We start from the raw sequence: 17,815 nt of genomic DNA on the forward strand, positions 1-17,815 counted from the left end.
CCGTCCGCGTCCCTCTCGCTCCACGCACCGCGGGGGCGGTACCGCAACAGCCTAAAGGCAGCGGCCCCACGGAGGGGGTCACCTGGGCAATCCCTCTGTTCTGACCGGCGCCGCCCTGCGGCTTCCCGTGAGCTCGGCCCAGACGATCAGCCGGTGGCTGTGGCCCCACTCCGGCTCGCAGGTGGTCAGGGTCAGATACCGGCCGGGAGTGGTGAAGGGGGATTTCTCCGGCACCGCTTCGACCACTCCGACGTCGGTGGGCAGGGTGCGCAGCGGCTCGGCCCGGACCGTGTACGTGTACCAGTCGGTCGCGTCCCGGACGATCACGGTGTCCCCGGGGCGCAGCCGGGGGATGTCCTTGAAGGGGTCCCCGTACGTCCGCCGGTGGCCCGCGACGGCGAAGTTGCCGGCGCCGCCGGGGCGGGCGGTGCCCGTGTAGTGGCCGAGGCCCTTCTTCAGCAGTTCGGCGTCCGTGCCCTCCAGGACCGGCTTGCTCCAGTCCCGGCCGAAGCGGGGGATGTACATCTCGGCGAAGGCCTGTCCCGCCGGGTGGGCCGGGGGCGGCGGCTCGGGGGACGCCCGCACCGGGGCAGCAGCGGGGGCCGGGGCCGCCGCCCAGCGGTCGCGCAGCCCGTCCCGCTCGGCGTCCATGGCCCGGTCGGCCTTCACGCCGGTCCACAGCAGCACGTAGGCCACGAACAGCACGATCAGCGTCCCGGCCGTCAGGCACACCTCGCTGAACGTCCGTACCACCAGGCGCAGTACGACGTCAGGGTGCGGCGGACTCCAGCGGCTTCGCATAGTGGAGGTCCACTGTGCCGGAGTAGCCCGGCAGTGTCAGCGCCTTGTGCTCGTCCACTTTCCAGCCGAGCCCGTACGCGTTCACGTACAGCTGGTAGTTCTGCAGGGCGGGCGAGGCATCGAGGGCCTTGCGCAGCTCACCCGGGTCGCCGACCGCCGCCACCGTGTACGGGGGCGAGTACACCCGGCCCTGGAGGATCAGGGTGTTGCCCACGCAGCGCACGGCGCTGGTGGAGATCAGCCGCTGGCCCATGACCTCGATGCCCTGGGCCCCGCCCAGCCACAGGGCGTTCACCACGGCCTGGAGGTCCTGCTGGTGGATCACCAGGTCGTTCGGCTGCGGCTCGGGGACGCCCGGGACACGGGCGGTGGCGTTCGGCGGCGCGTCGTTGAGGGTCACCCTCAGACCCTTGCCGGAGAGCTCCTCGGTGCCCGAGGCGGTGCGCAGGGCGGCCAGCCTGGCGTCCTCGGCCTTGGTGCTGCCGTCGTCCCGTTCGGCGAGGGAGTCCACCTGGCCGCGCAGGGCCGCGGCGCTCTTCTCGAGCGCGGCGTTGTTCGCGCTGCGCTCGTGGATGAGGTCGGACAGCTTCAGGAGTGATGCGTCCGTGCGGATGTTCGTACCCTTGGAGGTGTTGAAACTGGTGACGAAGATGAGACCGGCCAGGGCGAAAACGGCGGCCGTCAGCAACCGGACCGGTCTGGCCCGGCGACGGGGACCCGCGGAGGAGTCGTCGGAATCGCTCAACGTACCCTTCTCCTTCTACGCCACAGGTCCACTACGCTAACGGACGCCCGGGGCGGGCAAGGTCCCCAGCGCATCGACAGGAGAGCCCCTCGTGCCGAAGTCACGTATCCGCAAGAAGGACGACTACACGCCGCCGCCGGCGAAGCAGATGCAGACGATCAGGCTGACGAACCGCAGCTGGGTCGCCCCGGTCATGCTGGCGTTCTTCCTGATCGGCCTCGCGTGGATCGTCGTCTTCTACGTGACCGATACCCAGCTGCCCATCGAGACTCTGGGCAATTGGAACATTGTGGTCGGTTTTGGATTCATCGCGGCGGGATTCGGCGTCTCCACGCAGTGGAAGTAGCGCCGTAAAGCAAGCTCTCCCCATGAGTTATCCACAGCGTCATCCACACCTGAGGAAAAGACAGAAGATCTGTGGATAACCCTGTGGAGAGTTGACGCCGGTGTGATCAGGTGAGTTCGGCGGTCCGGGCCACGATCAGGGCCACTGCCAGCAGGAACACCGCCACGCAGGTCCCCCCTTGGACGAGTGTGCGGTTCCTGCCGGTGGTGGTCGTGAGCATGCCCACAGCGACCAGCGCGCCGGTCACCAGACCGCCCATGTGGGCCTGCCAGGACACCGACCAGCCACCGAACGGCACGAAGGTCACCAGCAGCATGAACCCGAGCGTGATCATGACCGGCCGCATGTCGTACCGCAGCCGGCGGGTGAGCACCACGGTGGCGCCCAGCAGCCCGCAGACGGCGCCCGAGGCGCCGAGCGTCGGGGTGTTCGGCGCCGTCAGCAGGTAGACCACGGCGCTTCCGCCCAGCCCTGACAGCAGGTAGAGGACCAGGTAGCGGGCGCGGCCCAGGGCCGCCTCCAGCGGCCCGCCGATCACCCACAGGGCCAGCATGTTGCCGATGACGTGCCACCACTGGACATGCAGGAACACCGAGGTCAGCAGCCGGTGGTACTGGCCGGTGGCCACCCCTTCCACAGGGGCGCCGAAGTACTCGACGTAGCGGCCGAGCAGCTCCAGCTGGATGGCCAGCTCCGGCATCCGGTACACGGCGAGGAACACCACCGCATTGATCCCGATCAGGATCTTGGTGACGAGGTGCGGGTCGGCGGTGACCAGGCCGCCCGCGATCGTGCGCGGCGCGTTCGCGACGCGGGCGTGACCGGCGGCGGAACCTCCCCGCACGCACTCGGGGCACTGGTAGCCGACCGAGGCGCTGATCATGCACTCCGGGCAGATGGGACGCTCACAGCGGGTGCAGCTGATCCCCGTGTCGCGGTCCGGGTGGCGGTAGCAGCCCGGCAGACGGTCGGTGTCCATCGGTCCCCTCGGTCGGCGGCGGGAGGCAGGGGTGCGCCCCTCGGTCCGGTACGGCGTGCCGTCTCCGGCTACATGACGTACGGACGGGCAGGGCGGAAAGGTTCCCGGCGTCGGCGTTCGGCGGCGTCAGCGCTTCTCGACGACGACCGAATGGATGATCACGTCGTCCAAGGGGCGCTCGGTGCGCGGGTTGGTGGCGCTGGCGGCGATCTCGTTCACGACCTTGCGGCTCTCCCCGTCGGTGACCTCGCCGAAGATGGTGTGCTTGCGGGTCAGCCAGGCGGTGGGCGCGACGGTGATGAAGAACTGCGAGCCGTTGGTGCCCGGGCCCGCGTTGGCCATCGCGAGCAGGTAGGGCTTGGTGAAGGCCAGGTCGGGGTGGAACTCGTCGGCGAACTGGTAGCCGGGACCGCCGGTGCCGTTGCCCAGGGGGTCCCCGCCCTGGATCATGAAGCCGCTGATGACGCGGTGGAAGACGGTGCCGTCGTAGAGCGGGGCGGTGGTCTTCTGGCCGTCGGTGGGACGGGTCCACTCGCGGGCGCCGGTGGCCAGCTCCACGAAGTTGCGGACCGTCTTCGGAGCGAAATTCTCCAGCAACTCGATCTCGATGTCGCCGTGGCTGGTCTTCAAGGTGGCGTAGAGCTTCTCGGCCACGGTTCTGCCTTCCATAGTCATCGCTTGTCGGTTCCGATCCTCCCATGCGGGGCAGGAGGGGGACAGAAATCGTCCGTATGCCCTGTCACGCATGCCACGCGGCGTTATGACAGGCATGATCCGACAAAGGGTGGAAAGGTGAACTGTGTCCGCCACCGAGGAGGAGGATCCCGTGACCCGCAAGGACAGCGTGCGCCTGGCCGCCGAGAGCGCCAGGGAGAGTGTCCGGCACGCGGCGGAAGTGGTGGCGCCGTACGCAGAATCCGCCAAGGATGCCGCGGTCCACTACGCGCATGAGGCGAATGAGCGGTTGGCGCCCAGGGTTTCGCATGCGGCCGAGGAAGCCGCGCGGCAGGCCCGAACGACGTACGACAGGCATCTGTATCCCAGGATGAAGTCGGCGCGCTGCCACGTGCCGCCCCAGGTGGACCGGGCGGCGACCAAGGCGGTCAAGCAGACCCGCCGGGCCGCGCGCCAGGCGGCCGCGTACACGCAGCCGCGCATCGAGAGCGCGCTCGCCGCGGCCACTCCGGTGGCCGAGGAGGCCGCTTCCCGGTCGACGGCGGCGCTGGCGGCGCTGCGCGGCCAGGTGTCGGCGAAGGAGGTGCGGCGGCTCGTACGGCGCCATGAGCGGCGGGCGCGCACCGGCCGGCTGCTCCGCGGTATCGCGGTGGTCGGCGTACTGGCCGGCGGCGCCTACGCGGCGTGGAAGTGGTGGGACCAGCAGTCGAACCCGGACTGGCTCGTGGAGCCGCCGGCGGCCACCGAGCTGTCGGCGCAGGACAGCGAGCCCGCCGGACTCGACGAGGAGCTGGCCGAGAAGGAGCGCGAGACGGGGGGGCCGGGTCCGACGACTTCCGAGGACGGGCGGCCCTGACGCACGCGGCGGGCAGAACGAGGGGCCCGGATCCACCAGGATCCGGGCCCCTCGGTCGCGCCCTGTCCGGTGCGGCTCAGCCGGGGAGCGTGAGCTCCATCCCCGGCTGGATCATGTCGGGGTTGGAGCCGATGACGCGCTCGTTGAGGGCGTAGAGCTCACGCCAGCGGCCCTCGTTGCCGAGTTCCTCCCGGGCGATCGAGGAGAGCGAGTCCCCCGCCTTGACCGTGTACGTACGCCGCACCGCGCTCGCCGGCGGTGCGGGCGGTACGGGGACGGCCTTGTGCGCGGCGGACGCGGGGGTCGGCATCGCGGGCCCCGTGGGCCTGGGCGGCATCGCGGGCGCCGCCTTGGGCGGAGCCGGGGCGGCCATCCGATCGGTGGCGGCCTTGTTGGCCGCGGCGTCGGTGTACCTCGTGCCGGTGCCGGAGGGCGCGTTCGGAGCGGCGGGCCCGGCCTGGGCCCGCTGCTCCCGCTGCTCCTTCGCCTTCTCGGCGGCCTCGTGTTCCTTCTTCTTCTCGGACTTCAGAAAATCGAACAGTCCCATGTGTCCATGCCTCCGGCGTGGTGGTGCCCCCTGGCTCGGTGCCTGCACCCACTCTCGGCCACCCGGCGCGGGGCGGCCCTGCGGCGCGGCCGTCCGGGGGACGGCGGGGCGGTCGCTACTGGCGGGCCCGCCGGGCCGGGCGGGGGCTCTCGGCTGATGTTTCACGTGAAACCTCGTTTCGGCGCGTGAAGTTCTCATGTGGGCGGAGGCGTTGCTTCACGGCCAAGTGGTGTCGGCGTAACTGTCCCGACGGTGGGTGCGGGTGGGAGCCTGATGACGTCACCGAAGGGAGAGTGGGCACATGGAGCGGCTGGAAATCGGGCTGTTGGGACCTCTCATCGTCACGGTCGGCGGCAGGTCCGTCGTCCCCAGCGCCGCGAAGCAGCGCAGCCTGCTCGCGCTGCTGGCCGTGAACCTGGGGCGGGAGGTGAGCATGGGGGCGATCGTCGAGGAGTTGTGGGGCGGGTGCCCGCCGAACGGGCCGGCCGCCGCCGTGCAGACCTACGTGAAGCACCTGCGGCACCGGATCGGACAGGTCTGCGGCGCCGACCCCAAGGAGGTCATGGCGCGCGGCCACAGCGGGTACCGGCTGGGGTCTGCCGGGGCCGGCATCGACGCCAAGGACTTCGAGGCGGCCGTGTCGGAGGCCCACCGGGCGCTCGCGGCCGGGGACGACGAGCAGGCTGCGCGGCTGCTGGGGGCCGGACTCGCCATGTGGAGGGGGCCGGCGCTGGACGACGTACAGCAGAGCGGGGCGCTGCGGGCCGAGACACTGCGGCTGGAGGAGGTGCGGCTGGCCGCGCTGGAGGCGCGGATCGGCGCGGAGTTGCGGCTCGGTGCGCACACCCGGCTGGTGAGTGAGCTGACCGCACTGACGACGCTGTACCCGCTTCAGGAGAACCTGCACGCCCAGTTGATCCTGGCGCTGTACCGCAGCGGACGGGCGTCGCGGGCGCTGGAGGTGTTCAGGCGGCTGCGGTCGACGTACGTGCAGGAGTTGGGGATCGAGCCGTCACGGCGGTTGCAGGAGCTCCACCGCTCGGTGCTGGGCTGCGATCCGACGCTGGACGTCCCCGCGTCACGCCTGGTCGCGATCTGATGGGCGTGCGCGCCCGACGTGAGAAGTTCATGGTCACTGTATGACTCAGTGGCTGTCGTGAGGCTCGGGCCGGGCCTCATACTCGACGAATCCCGCCGCCGGGCAAGAGAGGTGCGATATGCGGCGCACGACTGGGGATGCCCCAACCGTCCACCTCTGGTCGCTGTCCGAGGACGTGGTCGTCGACCAGGCCACGGGCGGCGACTCCTTGCTCCTCACCAGCCGCTGGGGTCAGGAACGCCTTGAGCGGCCGGCTCCGGTGGTACGTGAGGTGCTGCGGCGGATGGAGCTGGGGCCGGTCCTGCTGGCCAACGCCCTGAGCGGGCCCGAGGACCTGTACGTGCTCATGCTGCCGACGCTGAGCAGGCTGTCGCACCTGGTGGTGCGCACGCTCGGGGTGGACGATCTGAGGGGACCGCTGCTGTCGGTCTTCCCGTTGTCGCCGGGCGCCTCCTTCGTGCTGGCGCGCCAGCCGGGTGAGCGGCGCGTACGGCTGCCCCGGCACGTGGCGTTCAAGGTGCCGGAGTCGGGCATCGGGTGTGTGCTGGAGTCGGTGAACTCGCCGCACCGGGTGGTGCTGCACCGGCCCGAGGCGGCGTGGGTGGCGACGATGCTGGCCTGGCCGACCACGCCCGACGCGGCGTCGGCGGCGCTACCGCTGCCGCGGGAGGTGACCGAGGACATCATCGGGTACCTGTCCGCCGCCGGGATGGTGGCACCCGTGGACGACCTGGTGGACGAGCCCGTCACCGGCCACGGCAGCGCCCCGGGCGGCGGACGCCAGGCCGTCTGACAGCCTTAGACCAGCCAGCCCGCGTCCCGGGCGATGCGGATGGCATCGACCCGGTTGCGCGCGTTCAGCTTGGCCACGACGGTCGTCAGGTAGTTGCGCACCGTCCCGGTGGACAGGTGGAGTTCCGCGGCGATCTCGGTGGCCTCCGAGCCCTGGGCCGCCATCCGCAGCACCTCCGTCTCGCGCTCCGTCAGAGGGCTTTCCAAGCCGCTCCACGCGGCCAGGGCCAGCTTGGAGTCGATCACCCGCTGGCCGGCCACCACCCTGCGGACGGCACTGGCCAGTTCCTTCGGCGAGTCGTCCTTGAGGAGGTACCCGGACACCTGGGCGGCCAGGGCGCGGCGCAGCGTTCCGGGACGGCCGAGGCTGGTGAGTATCAGCGTCCGGCATTCCGGCAGGTTTTCGTGCAACTGGACGGCGGCGCTCAGCCCGTCGAGCCCCGGAAGGTCGATGTCGATGATCGCGATGTCCGGCTTCACCTCGAGCGCCGCGGCCAAAATCGCGTCTCCGCGCTCCAGTTCGCAGACGACTTCGAGGTCGTCTTCCAGGTTGAGCAGGGCGACGAGCGCCCCGCGCACCATGTTCATGTCTTCGGCCAACAGAATTCTGATCACCGTTGCGAGCTCCCCCGTCCGCGCGGTCGATCTTGTTCTCGCGAGCATATCAAGGGGGCTGGTTTCGGCTACCTGTTGACCGGTGCCCGATGGGAAGACGAGATGCGCGTCAGACGGCGAGCGGGGCCCCTTCGTCCTCCGGATCGCGGGCGTCGTAGTCCCCTTGGGCGGGCACTCGCGCGACCACCCGGAAGCGGTCGGGTCCCCGGTCGACCGTCAGCACCCCGCCGACGGCACGCAGCCTCAGCTCCAGGTTGCCCAGGCCACTGCCGCTGTGCGGGGAGCTGTCCCGGTAGCCCGCGGTGACGCCGTCGTTGGTGACCGACAGGGTCATCAGGCCGTCGTGTTCGACGGCGGTGATCTCGCAGCGGCCGGCCCGGCTGTGCCGCAGGACGTTGGTGACGGCCTCCCGCAGCACGGTGGCCAGAACCGTATCCACCGGACGGCTGACCTCGCTCAGCCGGATGTCGGTGACCGTCTCGACCTCGGCGGCGCTGAGCACCGACCGGGCCGAGCCGATCTCCTCCTCCAGGGACATGTCCCGGTAGCCGCTGGCGACCCGGCGCACATCGGCCAGTGACTGCCGGGAGATGGCCAGGACGTCCTCGATCTCCTGCTTGGCCTTGGCCGGGTGGGCCGCGATCAGCCGGTGGATCAGCTCGCCCTTGAGGGTGATCGCGGACAGGCTGTAGCCGAGCAGGTCGTGCAAGTCGCGTGCGAAGCGCAGGCGTTCACGGGTGACGGCGGCCCGGGTCAGCTCGCCGCGGCTCTCGTGCAGTACCCGGACCAGCTCCGCCAGCCGGGTCAGGCCGAAGGTGACCAGTCCGGTCAGCAGGGTGGTCTGGACGAGATAGACGCTCTCGACCGGCGTCCGGCCCTCCAGCACCGGCGGCACCAGCATGCTGACACCCACCAGGCCGTACAGGGTCCAGCCGAGGCGTGGGGGCAGGAGGAGCAGGAGGGAGCCCGCGAGGAATCCCGCCATGGCGCCCCATTGCGACTTCAGCGTGATGAGCGGCAGATAGGTGAAGAGGGCCTGCGCGCTCAGGGTCAGGGCCTTGCGGGCGGCCGGGACGTGTCGGGCTCCCTGCCGGGAGTGCAGGAGCTGGAGTGCGAAGACCGCGCCGAGGCAGCCCACGGCCGCCGCGAGGCCCCGGCCCTCGACTCCGGCACTGAGGATGTTGAGGGTGGTGACTCCCACGTAGCACGAGATCGCGACGATCAGGATGACTTGGGCCATCCGCGGTGCCGGGAGGTCCCGGCTGCGCCGCAGAATGCCCTCGACTCTCACCGCCTCCGCCACTTCACCCGCGGAGTCGTGGCGGTGCGTCATGTCAATCCCCCTTCGACACATCCTGTTTTCAAGTCCAGCGCGAGCATAGGCGAATGACGTGAAAAGGGGGGTGAAAATCGACCCTTCAGACGAACAGCGGGATGGGGTTGAGCTGGTCGTATGGCGTAGGCTCGGCCAGCCGCCCGAGAGCGACCGGTACGTCGAAAAGTCGGCCAGGGGCATATCTCGCCCAGAAGTGCCGCAGCCCCGGAACGATTACTTTCACAACTGGAAGACTTAAATCCGGGCGGGTCTGGTCCAATACCAACAGGTCCATCCCCTTATTCCGCACCAGTTCCGTGATCGCGTGAACGTCGTCGAGCAGATCTCCGCCGCGCGGGGCCGGCCAGTGCGCCGGGACCCTGGGCGCCACCACCGGATCCGGCACCAGATATGGCTGATTCACGACGGTCGCCAGATGCCACCAGGACAACGGCTCCGGATCGGTGATCCGGTATCCGGAACCGTCCGGCCGTACTCCGGACACCGTGGGCAGCAACTGCCCCATTTCGGACAGGGCACGGCGCAGCGCCACCCGGGGGTCGAAGTGCGCGCCGAAGCCGAAGATCACGTCCTGCTCGGGCTTGTCGGTACGGCGGGACAGCGCCGCCATGACCGGGATCCCCAGGTCCGAGGTCAGGTCGAGGACCCACACCTCGCGGTCCGCCCGCCGGTACCCCTCCCGCACCCGCTCGATCCACTCCTCGCCGAAGGCGTCGAGGTCCACCTCCGGCTGACGGGTGCGGTTGTACCACCACAGGGCGACCGCGTCCCGCTCCACCAGCTCCAGGAAGCCCTGGACCAGCGCGTCCTCGGGGCTGCTGCCCGCCGCGTTGCCGTTGGAGTCGGCCCACAGGCCGTCCTGCGGCCCGCCCGCCGAGGTCTCGCCGCGCGCGAAGTACAGCATCGAGGTGGGCAGCAGCCGCTGGGCGCCCTCGGTGAGCGACCACACCGGGGTCCATTCGGTGGGCCGCCGCTCGTCGAACGGCGTGGAGACGTAGTGGAACCGGGAGTGCTGCGCGTTCCAGTAATCCCGCGAGGCGTACTGGCGGCCGTCGTACAGCTGGCAGGCGTTGGGATGCAGGGCGGTCGCGCCCAGGCCGCGCAGGGAGTCGCGCACCACGGGTTCGTCGCCGTGGCGGGTGCCGCTGTAGCGCTCCACCGCCTCGCACAGGGCGCTGGTGCGCGCCTCCTCGTCGGTGCGGCCCTTGCCGCCGTTGAGGGCGCGCAGCCCGGAACTCAGGCCGGCGAAGGACGCCGCCTCCATGGCCAGGTTGTGCCCGGATATGTAGGAGTTGACGAAGTCGGGGGCGCCGGGGGCCCGGCGGATCTCCTTGACCACACCGGTCACCGGGTCCACGAGGTGGCCGTACGCGCGCAGCATCTGCGCGGGGGTCAGGGCGCGGTCCCCGCTCCCCGTGGCTTCCGCCTTGGGGCGCGGGCGGGGGACGAAGGGGGCCCCGACCCGGCGTGCCACGAGCCCGGGGTCTCCGCATGCCCCGCACTGCGGGCGCCGGCTCACGGCGTGGGAGGCGGTCCGCAACCGCAGCGTGTCCAGGGTCTGGATGTGCCCCTGCTCGGGGGTGCGCAGCCCGGCCAGCCACTTCGCGGTCTCCAGCACGGCCAGGTTCACGGCGAGGGCGATCCCGGCGGCCAGCCCGGTGGCGGGCCGCGGAACCGGCCCGGCCAGGCCCAGCGCGCGGCGCACCGGCAGCTCCGAGTGGCGGTGCCCGCGCAGCCGTACGGCGAGGCAGTGCCAGCAGGGTCCGGTCCCGGGCTGGAAGAACGGGCCCACCCAAGGGTCCGTGCCGCACAGCTTCACCGGCAGCCAGGGACGGCCGGCGGCCCGGTGCGCGGCGTCGGCGGCCGCGAGTTCCGGAGAGAGGTAGTCGTCGCACAGGACGAGGGCCAGGCCGGCCGCGAGGGGGTCCCGGGTGACCGTGATGCCGGACTGCCGGCAGGCCTCGGCCACCGCTTCGGGGCCCAGGCCGGCCTGGGCCTCGATGGTGACGGCGGCCAGGGCCAGGGCGGCGGTGGCCTGTCCGCCGTCCAGGCCGGCCAGGTCCCAGTAGGCCTCGGCTTCGGCCTTGCGGGGCGTCGGCACCCGGCCTGCCGCCGCCGCGGCACCCGTACCGGCCGCTCGGGCGGTGAAGCGGATCAGCCCGGCGTCGGCCAGGGCGAGGAGGGCCGTCTCGATGTCCTCGGTGTCCAGCGTCCGTGAGGCTTCCCGCTGGACGGCGGCCAGGGTGCGCGTCCCGTCGAGCAGCGGCACGAGGATCTCGGCCTCGCTGCCGTGCAGGGCGGTCACACCGCGGCGGGACATGAGATAGGTGGCGTCATCGGGTACGACCATCGGTCGCAGATGGGATTTGAAGCCCACCAGTACGTCGTCGTCCGCGAGCGGCGCTCTCGGCCGCTCACTCCCGGCAGCGGTCATGCCCCCAGCCGTCCGGCGGGCGGGGCCACCGGGCCCGTCACCTGCGTCACGGCGCAGATGCTGAGCAGGACGAGCGGGTTGTCGGGCAGGGCGTCGAGATGCTCGATCACCAGGCCCCGTCCGAAGGAACGGGCGGGCCCGAGGGCGGATTCGGTGGAAAGAATACCGGCGCCGGCCGAAATGCTGGTCATGGCGGTGAGTTCCCTCTAGTCGTCGTTGAGCGGTTCCTGACCGTTCGTTGACGATTCTGCGAGGAACGGCTGACCCCTGACAGTGCCGCGCTCACCACCGCGAGATGAAGTTTTCACATGGGCCCCACGGGCCGCGCGCCGCGCCCGGCGCGGGCGGGGCCCGGCCCGTGCCACGGCGGGGCGGTGCCCGGGACCGCGGCGGACGGCGGGACGGCGGTACGGCGGTGACCGGGCGGCCACGGGCGATTAAGTGAGCGCTTGATGAGGATGCCGCCCGAACGCCGACTCTTTACGCTCGAATTCGCATTCCGGCGCCTGCCGTCTCATTTCCCCCTTGTATTCGCAGAAGCCGCGTCTCTGCGAGGAAGAAGGCCCACGTGAACGCCACCTCCGACGCCCCTCCGTACGGCCGGATCCTGCGGCTCGAAGAGCTCCTGGAGGCCGCCCGCGTCCGCGAGGACGACGTGGAGCGGGTCCTGTTCCTCGCCACCCACCAGTCCTGCGAGATCTTCTTCGCCGTGGTGCTGCGCCACCTCGAGGACGTACGGGAGGCCCTGGACGCGGGCGACGGCGTGCTGGCGGCCCGCCGCGCGGCCCCGCTGCCGGTCATCTTCCGCACGCTCATCGGGCAGTTCGACGGGCTGGCCACCCTCACCCCGACGGCCTTCGAGGTCATCCGCACCGCCCTGGGCGAGGCCAGCGGCTTCCAGTCCGCGCAGTTCCGCGAGATCGAGTTCCTCTGCGGACTGCGCGACACCCGCTTCCTGAACACCGCCGGGTTCAGCGCCGCCGAGCGCGACCGGCTGCGGACCAGGCTGGAGGAGCGGTCCGTGCAGGAGGCGTACCGCGACTACGTGGCGGGCGGGCCGGACCGGGAGAGCGCCGACACCGCGCGCCGGCTGCTGCTCGACTTCGACGAGGCGATGGCGATGTGGCGGGCCCGCCACGCGGTGCTCGCCGAGCGGTTCCTCGGCGGCGGTTCCGGTACGGCCGGCTCCGACGGGGCCTCGTACCTGTGGATGGCGGCCCGCCGCCGGGTGCTGCCCGAGGTCTGGGCGGAACTGGCGTGAGCACGACGGGCCTCGACCTCGACTACTCCCCCAGTTCCCTGGTCCCCGACCTCGACGTCCACCTGGCCCGCTACACGACGGACAGCGCGCGGGCGCGCGCGACCTTGACGGTGCACCGCGACCTGCCGTGCGGGCCGCTGCCCGAGCAGCGCCTCGACCTGTTCCCGGCGGCCGGACCGGGGGCTCCGCTCATGGTGTTCGTGCACGGCGGCTACTGGCAGGAGCTCAGCAAGTCCGAAGCCGCCTTCGCGGCGGCCCCGTTCGTCGCCGCCGGGGTGTCGTTCGCCGCCCTCGGGTACGGGCTGGCGCCCCGCCACGGGATGCGCGCGATCACCGCCATGGCCGCCGACTCGGTACGCCGGATCTGCGCGGGCCGCGCCGAACTGCCTGGTGCCCCGGGCTCCGTGCACCTCAGCGGACACTCCGCCGGGGCCCACCTGGTGGCCTCGGCGCTCCTCGACGCGGCGGGCTGGCGGGCCGCCGGGCTGGACCCCGCGGCCGAGATCGCCTCGGCGACGCTGATCAGCGGGGTGTACGCGCTGGAGCCGCTGACGCACACCTACGTCAACGACGCCCTCGGCATGGACGCGGCCCAGGCCCGCGAGCTCAGCCCGCTGGGGCGGCTGCCCGCCGGGGCCGGGGCACTTCCACCGCTGGTGGTGGCGCGCGGGTCGCGCGAGACCGAGGCGTTCGGCCGCCAGCAGGAGGCCTTCGCCGAGGCGGCGCGGGCGGGCGGCGCGGACGTGACGGAGCTGGTGGTGTCCGGCCGGCACCACTTCGACCTGCCCTTCGACCTCGCGGATCCCGCCACCGAGCTCGGTGCGGCGGTCGCCCGCCTGATCCGGGGATGATCGCGCGGCTGCTGCCCGGCGCGGCCGTGGGCGTGGACGCCTTCGCGGACGCGCCGCCGGGGGTGCTGCTGCCCGCGGAGGAGGCGGTGGTGGCCGGGGTCGCGGCGGGCCGGCGGCGGGAGTTCGCCACCGTCCGGCACTGCGCCCGCCGGGCTCTGCGGGCCCTGCCCGGCGGAACGGGCGGCCCGGCCGTGGCGCTGCTGCCGGACCCGGACGGACTGCCCCGGTGGCCCGCCGGGGTGGTGGGCAGCATGACCCACACCCGGGGGTACCGGGCCGCCGCCGTGGCCCGCGCGGCGGACGTGGCGCGGCTGGGGATCGACGCGGAGCCGGACCGGCCGCTGCGGGCCGGGGTACTGGAGACCATCTCCACACCGGGTGAGCGGGCCGCGCTGCCGTGGCCGGGCGGGGCGTCCGTCGACGCGCCCGGCGCCGTCCCCGGCGGGGTGTGCTGGGACCGGCTGCTGTTCTGCGCCAAGGAGGCGGCGTACAAGGCGTGGTTCCCGCATGCCCGCGTCCGCCTCGCCTTCCCCGACGTGGAGGTCTTCTTCGACGGCCCGGCCGGGCGCGGCTTCACCGCGCACGTGCGGGGCGCCGCCGGTCCGGGCGCCGGGGAGCGGCTGCGCGGGCGCTGGGGAGCGGGCCGCGGGCTGCTCGTCGCGGCCGTGGCGATGCCCGCTCTGGGGTGCCGGTGAGGGGCGTTGGCCGCCGCCCCCGGCGACCGGACGCGGGAGGCCGGGCGCCCGCCGCCCGCCGCCCGCCGCCCGCTCCGGCCCGGAACAGGACGGCCGATCGCCACCCGCCGCGCGCATCCGGCGCGGCCGTTGGCGGGGAGCCTCGCCCCGGCTCCGGCCCGGCGGACCCGGTGGCGTGACGCGCTCGCCTCCCGCTCCCGCCCGGAGCACGACGGCACGGCCGTCGGCCGGGCGCCACGCGCATCCGGCGCGACCGTCGGCGGCCAGTCGCCTCGCCCGGCCCCGTCCCGGCGACAGGAACCCCGCCGCCCCCGGCTCCGGCCCGGCCGGACAGCCCAGCCGCCGCCTGGGCGGCGCGCGCATCCGGCGCGGTCATTGGCGGGGAACCTCGCCCAAGCTCCGGCCCGGCCGGACAGCCCAGCCGCCGCCCGGGCGGCGCGCGCATCCGGCGCGGTCATTGGCGGGGAACCTCGCCCAGGCTCCGGCCCGGCGACAGGACCCGGTGGCACGACGCGCTCGCCTTCCGCTCCGCCCGGAGCGGGACGGCCCGGAACGGCCCTGGCGCCGGGCGGGTGTTGGCGGGGGAGCTTGGCACGGGCGATGTCCGGGTGGTCGGACCCGGTGGCCGGCGCCGGCCCGCGGCCGTACGGGCGGGCAGGGTGTGGACCGCAGACATTAGCCGGGCGCTTAAGAGCCTGGTGGGGCCCGGACCGGCACTCCTAGCCTCGCGGGGAACGAGGTCCTTGCGAGACGGCCAGGGCCGCCACGGCGAACCCAGGAGGAGCGATGGTCCCAGCACCCCACCCCAGCTCGATCGCCGGCGAGGTCCGGCCGGTCGCGGCGGAATCGATCGTGCACCTGGTGCGCGGCCACGCGCGGACCCGGCCCGACGCGGTGGCGGTCCACCGCGGCCAGGAGCAGGTCACCTACCGGCAGTTGTGGCAGCGGACGCTCGCCGTCGCCGCCGCGCTCGCCGAGGCGGGGGCCGGCCCGGGGGACCGGGTCGCGCTGTGGGCCGACCGCACCGCCGGCGCGGTGGCCGGCGCCCTGGGGGCGATGGCCCTCGGCGCGGCCTACGTCCCGATCGACCCGGCCCACCCCGGCGAGCGGACCGCCTCCGTACTCGCGGGCGCCACGCCGGCCGCGCTGCTCCACGACGGCGCCGGCCCGGCCGGGGCGCTGCCCCCGGTGGGCGTGCCCGTGATCGACGTACGGGAGCTGCCCGAGCACCCCGGGCTGCCGGAGCCGGCGCTGCCTCGGGCGGGTGACATCGCGTACGTCGTGTTCACCTCCGGCTCCACCGGCACCCCGAAGGGGGTCATGGTCGAGCACGGTTCGCTCGTCAACTACACGGGGTGGTGCGGCGATCTGGTGGGCGGCGCCGGCGCCGGCAGCCCGCTCTTCGGCAGCCTCGGCTTCGACCTGGCCATGACCTCGCTGTGGGTGCCGCTGGCCCAGGGCAACGCGGTGACCACGGTCGCCGGGATCTGGGACCAGGCGACGCTGTTCGGCGAGCGGGAGCGCGAGGCGGCCTACACCTTCGTGAAGATGACGCCCTCGCACGCCCGGTTCTTCGACGTGCTGGCCGAACCGCCGCGCTACGACCGGGTGACGCGGCTGCTGATGTTCGGCGGGGAGGGCCTGGACCCGGCGCTGATCGCCTCGCTCGGCGCCCGACTGGACGGGGTCCGGCTGGTCAACCACTACGGCCCGACCGAGACGACGATCGGCTGCTGCGCGTACCGCTTCGACCGCCACAGCGTGCCCGCCACCCCGACCGTGCCCATCGGCCGGCCCGCCTGGAACACCCGGGCGTACGTGGTGGACGAGCAGCTGCGCCCGGTGGCGCCGGGCGCGCCCGGTGAGCTGGTGATCGCCGGGCGGGCGGTGGCCGCCGGGTACCTGGGGGGCGGCGCGGTCGCCGGGAAGTTCCTCGACGAGCGGGAGCTGGGCGGCCCGGCGGGGGGACGCGCGTACCGCACCGGGGACACCGTGGAGCTGCTGGCGCAGGGCGCCCTGCTGTATCTGGGGCGCGGTGACGACCAGTTGAAGGTGAACGGGCACCGGGTGGAGCTGGGTGAGCTGCGCCATCACGTCCTGGCCGTGCCGGGGGTGGCGGACGCCGCCTTCGACATCGTGCGCGGGCCGGTGGACACGCTGGAGCTGTTCGTACGGCTCGGCGGGCAGGGACCGCGGACCGGCGCCGAGGAGTTCGCGGCGCTGGTCCGCAAGACGCTCGCGGAGGTGCTGCCCTCGGCCCTGGTGCCGGGCGCCGTGCACGTGGTGGACGAGATCGTGGTGAACGCCAACGGGAAGACGGACCTCGCCGCGACCCGCGCCCGGGCGGCCCGGTAACCGGAATATTTCACACCGGAGGGGTTACGAGGTCACCCCCGGGCGTCAGACACAGCTCAGCGGACCGTCAGAGCGGTCCGGGATTCTCACAGGGCGGGCCATGGCCCCCTGCCGTTGCCACGGCAGGGGGCCGCGCCCGTCCCTGACGACTCGGATGACGGAGTGAGCGACGTGTCGAACCCCTTTGACAACCCGGACGGAACCTTTCTCGTGCTGGTGAACGACGAGGGCCAGCACTCCCTCTGGCCTGCCTTCGCCCAGCGCCCCGACGGCTGGACGGTGGCTCTCCCCGAGGGGCCCCGGGAGGCGGCCCTGGCCTACGTCGAGGAGCACTGGACGGACATGCGTCCGGCCTCGCTCCGCGAAGCCGCCGCCGCCGCGGGATCCACCGCCGATTCCGCCGCCTGATCCGGCGCCGGTCCGGGGCGGAGGAGGAACTGTGGACGTGGACATGGCGATACGCGCGGAAGGACTGCGCAAGAGTTACGACAGCCACGAGGCGCTCGGCGGTGTGGACCTGGAGGTCCCGGCCGGCACCGTGCTGGGCCTGCTCGGGCCGAACGGCGCGGGCAAGACCACCACCGTACGGATGCTCGCGACGCTGCTCGAACCGGACGGCGGCCATGCGACCGTCGCCGGTTACGACATCGTGCGCGAGCCCCACGAGGTGCGCCGCCGGATCGGCCTGGCCGGCCAGTACGCGGCCGTGGACGAGATGCTCACCGGCCGCGAGAACCTCGAACTGATCGGCACGCTCGTGCACCTGGGCCGGGCCGGTGCCCGTGCCCGGGCCCAGGAACTGCTGGAGCGGTTCGACCTGACCGAGGCGGGCGACCGTATCGCCCGCACCTACTCGGGCGGTATGCGGCGCCGACTGGACCTGGCCGTGTGCCTGGTCGCCACCCCGTCGGTGCTGTTCCTGGACGAGCCGACCACCGGGCTGGACCCGGTGAGCCGGATGGGCCTGTGGACGGTCGTACGGGACCTGGTCGAGGACGGCGTGACCGTCCTGCTGACCACCCAGTACCTGGAGGAGGCCGACTTCCTCGCCGACCGCATCGCGGTCATCGACTCCGGCCGCGTGATCGCGGAGGGGACCCCGGACGAGCTGAAGCGGAAGGTCGGCGAGGAGCGGCTGGAGGTGTCCGTGGCCGTGCCCGGACGGCTGGCGGACGCGGTCACGGCGCTGCGCCGGGTCGCGGCGGCGGAGCCGTCTGTGGACAGCGGCCGGGCCGTGGTCTCCATCCCCGTCGGCGACGGGCTGGGCACCATCGCGGCGGCTGCCGAGGCGCTGCGGCAGGAGGGCGTGGAGGTCGCGGACTTCGCCCTCCGCAGGCCCACCCTCGACGACGTCTTCGTCACTCTCACCGGCACGCCGGCCTGACCTGGCGCCGGCCGGCCGCGCGCGGCGCACGCTCTTCGGTCAAG

General features: G+C 72.8%; 19 protein-coding genes. 10 read left to right on the plus strand and 9 right to left on the minus strand.

Features of this window, described 5'->3' with window-relative positions:
* Positions 1–78: 78 nt before the first annotated feature.
* Positions 79–801, minus strand: a complete 723-nt coding sequence (locus ACWDYJ_RS00165; RefSeq protein WP_451563147.1) for a class E sortase — start codon at positions 799–801, stop codon at positions 79–81.
* Positions 770–1,546 carry a DUF881 domain-containing protein gene (locus ACWDYJ_RS00170; protein WP_451563148.1) on the minus strand — a complete coding sequence of 259 codons (777 nt, stop codon included), beginning with the start codon at positions 1,544–1,546 and terminating at the stop codon, positions 770–772. Before ACWDYJ_RS00170 ends, ACWDYJ_RS00165 begins: the two co-directional genes overlap by 32 nt.
* A 91-nt stretch (positions 1,547–1,637) precedes the next feature.
* Here ACWDYJ_RS00170 and crgA point away from each other — a divergent pair, with 91 nt between their 5' ends.
* Complete coding sequence (gene crgA / locus ACWDYJ_RS00175; RefSeq protein WP_451563149.1) at positions 1,638–1,892, plus strand: cell division protein CrgA; 255 nt, start codon at positions 1,638–1,640, stop codon at positions 1,890–1,892.
* Positions 1,893–1,998: 106 nt separating this feature from the next.
* Here crgA and ACWDYJ_RS00180 read toward each other — a convergent pair whose 3' ends face one another.
* Both ACWDYJ_RS00180 and ACWDYJ_RS00185 read right to left on the minus strand, forming a co-directional pair.
* Positions 1,999–2,871 (minus strand): rhomboid family intramembrane serine protease, encoded by an 873-nt coding sequence (locus tag ACWDYJ_RS00180; protein WP_451563150.1) that lies wholly within the window; start codon positions 2,869–2,871, stop codon positions 1,999–2,001.
* Between the two features lie 126 nt (positions 2,872–2,997).
* Positions 2,998–3,525, minus strand: coding sequence for a peptidylprolyl isomerase (locus ACWDYJ_RS00185; protein ID WP_451563351.1), 528 nt, complete (start codon positions 3,523–3,525; stop codon positions 2,998–3,000).
* Between the two features lie 172 nt (positions 3,526–3,697).
* On the opposite strand from ACWDYJ_RS00185, the gene ACWDYJ_RS00190 reads away from it, so the two are divergent.
* Positions 3,698–4,402: a DUF5324 family protein gene (locus ACWDYJ_RS00190; RefSeq protein ID WP_451563151.1), complete on the plus strand. Its 705-nt coding sequence runs from the start codon at positions 3,698–3,700 to the stop codon at positions 4,400–4,402.
* Between the two features lie 76 nt (positions 4,403–4,478).
* On the opposite strand, the gene ACWDYJ_RS00195 is transcribed toward ACWDYJ_RS00190, so the two are convergent.
* A complete protein-coding gene (locus tag ACWDYJ_RS00195; RefSeq protein WP_451563152.1) occupies positions 4,479–4,949 on the minus strand; it encodes a LysM peptidoglycan-binding domain-containing protein in 471 nt (156 codons plus the stop codon).
* Positions 4,950–5,250: 301 nt separating this feature from the next.
* On the opposite strand from ACWDYJ_RS00195, the gene ACWDYJ_RS00200 reads away from it, so the two are divergent.
* Both ACWDYJ_RS00200 and ACWDYJ_RS00205 read left to right on the plus strand, forming a co-directional pair.
* Positions 5,251–6,048, plus strand: a complete 798-nt coding sequence (locus ACWDYJ_RS00200; RefSeq protein ID WP_451563153.1) for an AfsR/SARP family transcriptional regulator — start codon at positions 5,251–5,253, stop codon at positions 6,046–6,048.
* Positions 6,049–6,166: 118 nt separating this feature from the next.
* Entirely contained in the window at positions 6,167–6,841 is a 675-nt protein-coding gene (locus tag ACWDYJ_RS00205) for an NADH oxidase (RefSeq protein ID WP_451563154.1), read from the plus strand.
* A 5-nt stretch (positions 6,842–6,846) separates the two neighbouring features.
* On the opposite strand, the gene ACWDYJ_RS00210 is transcribed toward ACWDYJ_RS00205, so the two are convergent.
* From ACWDYJ_RS00210 to ACWDYJ_RS00225, 4 genes are all read right to left on the minus strand, one after another.
* Complete coding sequence (locus tag ACWDYJ_RS00210; protein ID WP_451563155.1) at positions 6,847–7,455, minus strand: response regulator transcription factor; 609 nt, start codon at positions 7,453–7,455, stop codon at positions 6,847–6,849.
* A gap of 109 nt (positions 7,456–7,564) precedes the next feature.
* Positions 7,565–8,788, minus strand: a complete 1,224-nt coding sequence (locus tag ACWDYJ_RS00215; RefSeq protein ID WP_451563156.1) for a sensor histidine kinase — start codon at positions 8,786–8,788, stop codon at positions 7,565–7,567.
* Positions 8,789–8,873: 85 nt separating this feature from the next.
* The gene (locus ACWDYJ_RS00220) at positions 8,874–11,225 is read right to left on the minus strand and encodes a TOMM precursor leader peptide-binding protein (RefSeq protein ID WP_451563157.1); all 2,352 of its coding nucleotides are present in this window, start codon (positions 11,223–11,225) and stop codon (positions 8,874–8,876) included.
* Positions 11,222–11,416 (minus strand): hypothetical protein, encoded by a 195-nt coding sequence (locus ACWDYJ_RS00225; RefSeq protein WP_451563158.1) that lies wholly within the window; start codon positions 11,414–11,416, stop codon positions 11,222–11,224. Before ACWDYJ_RS00225 ends, ACWDYJ_RS00220 begins: the two co-directional genes overlap by 4 nt.
* 377 nt (positions 11,417–11,793) lie before the next feature.
* Between ACWDYJ_RS00225 and ACWDYJ_RS00230 the strand changes: the two genes are divergently transcribed.
* From ACWDYJ_RS00230 to ACWDYJ_RS00255, 6 genes are all read left to right on the plus strand, one after another.
* On the plus strand, positions 11,794–12,486 hold the full coding sequence (locus ACWDYJ_RS00230; protein WP_451563159.1) for a tryptophan 2,3-dioxygenase family protein: 693 nt from the start codon (positions 11,794–11,796) through the stop codon (positions 12,484–12,486).
* Positions 12,483–13,337, plus strand: a complete 855-nt coding sequence (locus tag ACWDYJ_RS00235; RefSeq protein ID WP_451563160.1) for an alpha/beta hydrolase — start codon at positions 12,483–12,485, stop codon at positions 13,335–13,337. The genes ACWDYJ_RS00230 and ACWDYJ_RS00235 overlap by 4 nt, the downstream gene beginning before the upstream one ends.
* Positions 13,334–14,032, plus strand: coding sequence for a 4'-phosphopantetheinyl transferase family protein (locus ACWDYJ_RS00240; RefSeq protein WP_451563161.1), 699 nt, complete (start codon positions 13,334–13,336; stop codon positions 14,030–14,032). The genes ACWDYJ_RS00235 and ACWDYJ_RS00240 overlap by 4 nt, the downstream gene beginning before the upstream one ends.
* A gap of 786 nt (positions 14,033–14,818) precedes the next feature.
* Positions 14,819–16,387 carry an amino acid adenylation domain-containing protein gene (locus ACWDYJ_RS00245; protein WP_451563162.1) on the plus strand — a complete coding sequence of 523 codons (1,569 nt, stop codon included), beginning with the start codon at positions 14,819–14,821 and terminating at the stop codon, positions 16,385–16,387.
* A gap of 171 nt (positions 16,388–16,558) precedes the next feature.
* Positions 16,559–16,795, plus strand: a complete 237-nt coding sequence (locus ACWDYJ_RS00250) for an MbtH family protein (protein WP_451563163.1) — start codon at positions 16,559–16,561, stop codon at positions 16,793–16,795.
* Positions 16,796–16,838: 43 nt separating this feature from the next.
* Complete coding sequence (locus tag ACWDYJ_RS00255) at positions 16,839–17,771, plus strand: ATP-binding cassette domain-containing protein (RefSeq protein ID WP_451563164.1); 933 nt, start codon at positions 16,839–16,841, stop codon at positions 17,769–17,771.
* Positions 17,772–17,815: the final 44 nt, after the last annotated feature.

The sequence above is a fragment of the Streptomyces sp. NPDC003042 genome (assembly GCF_053591315.1).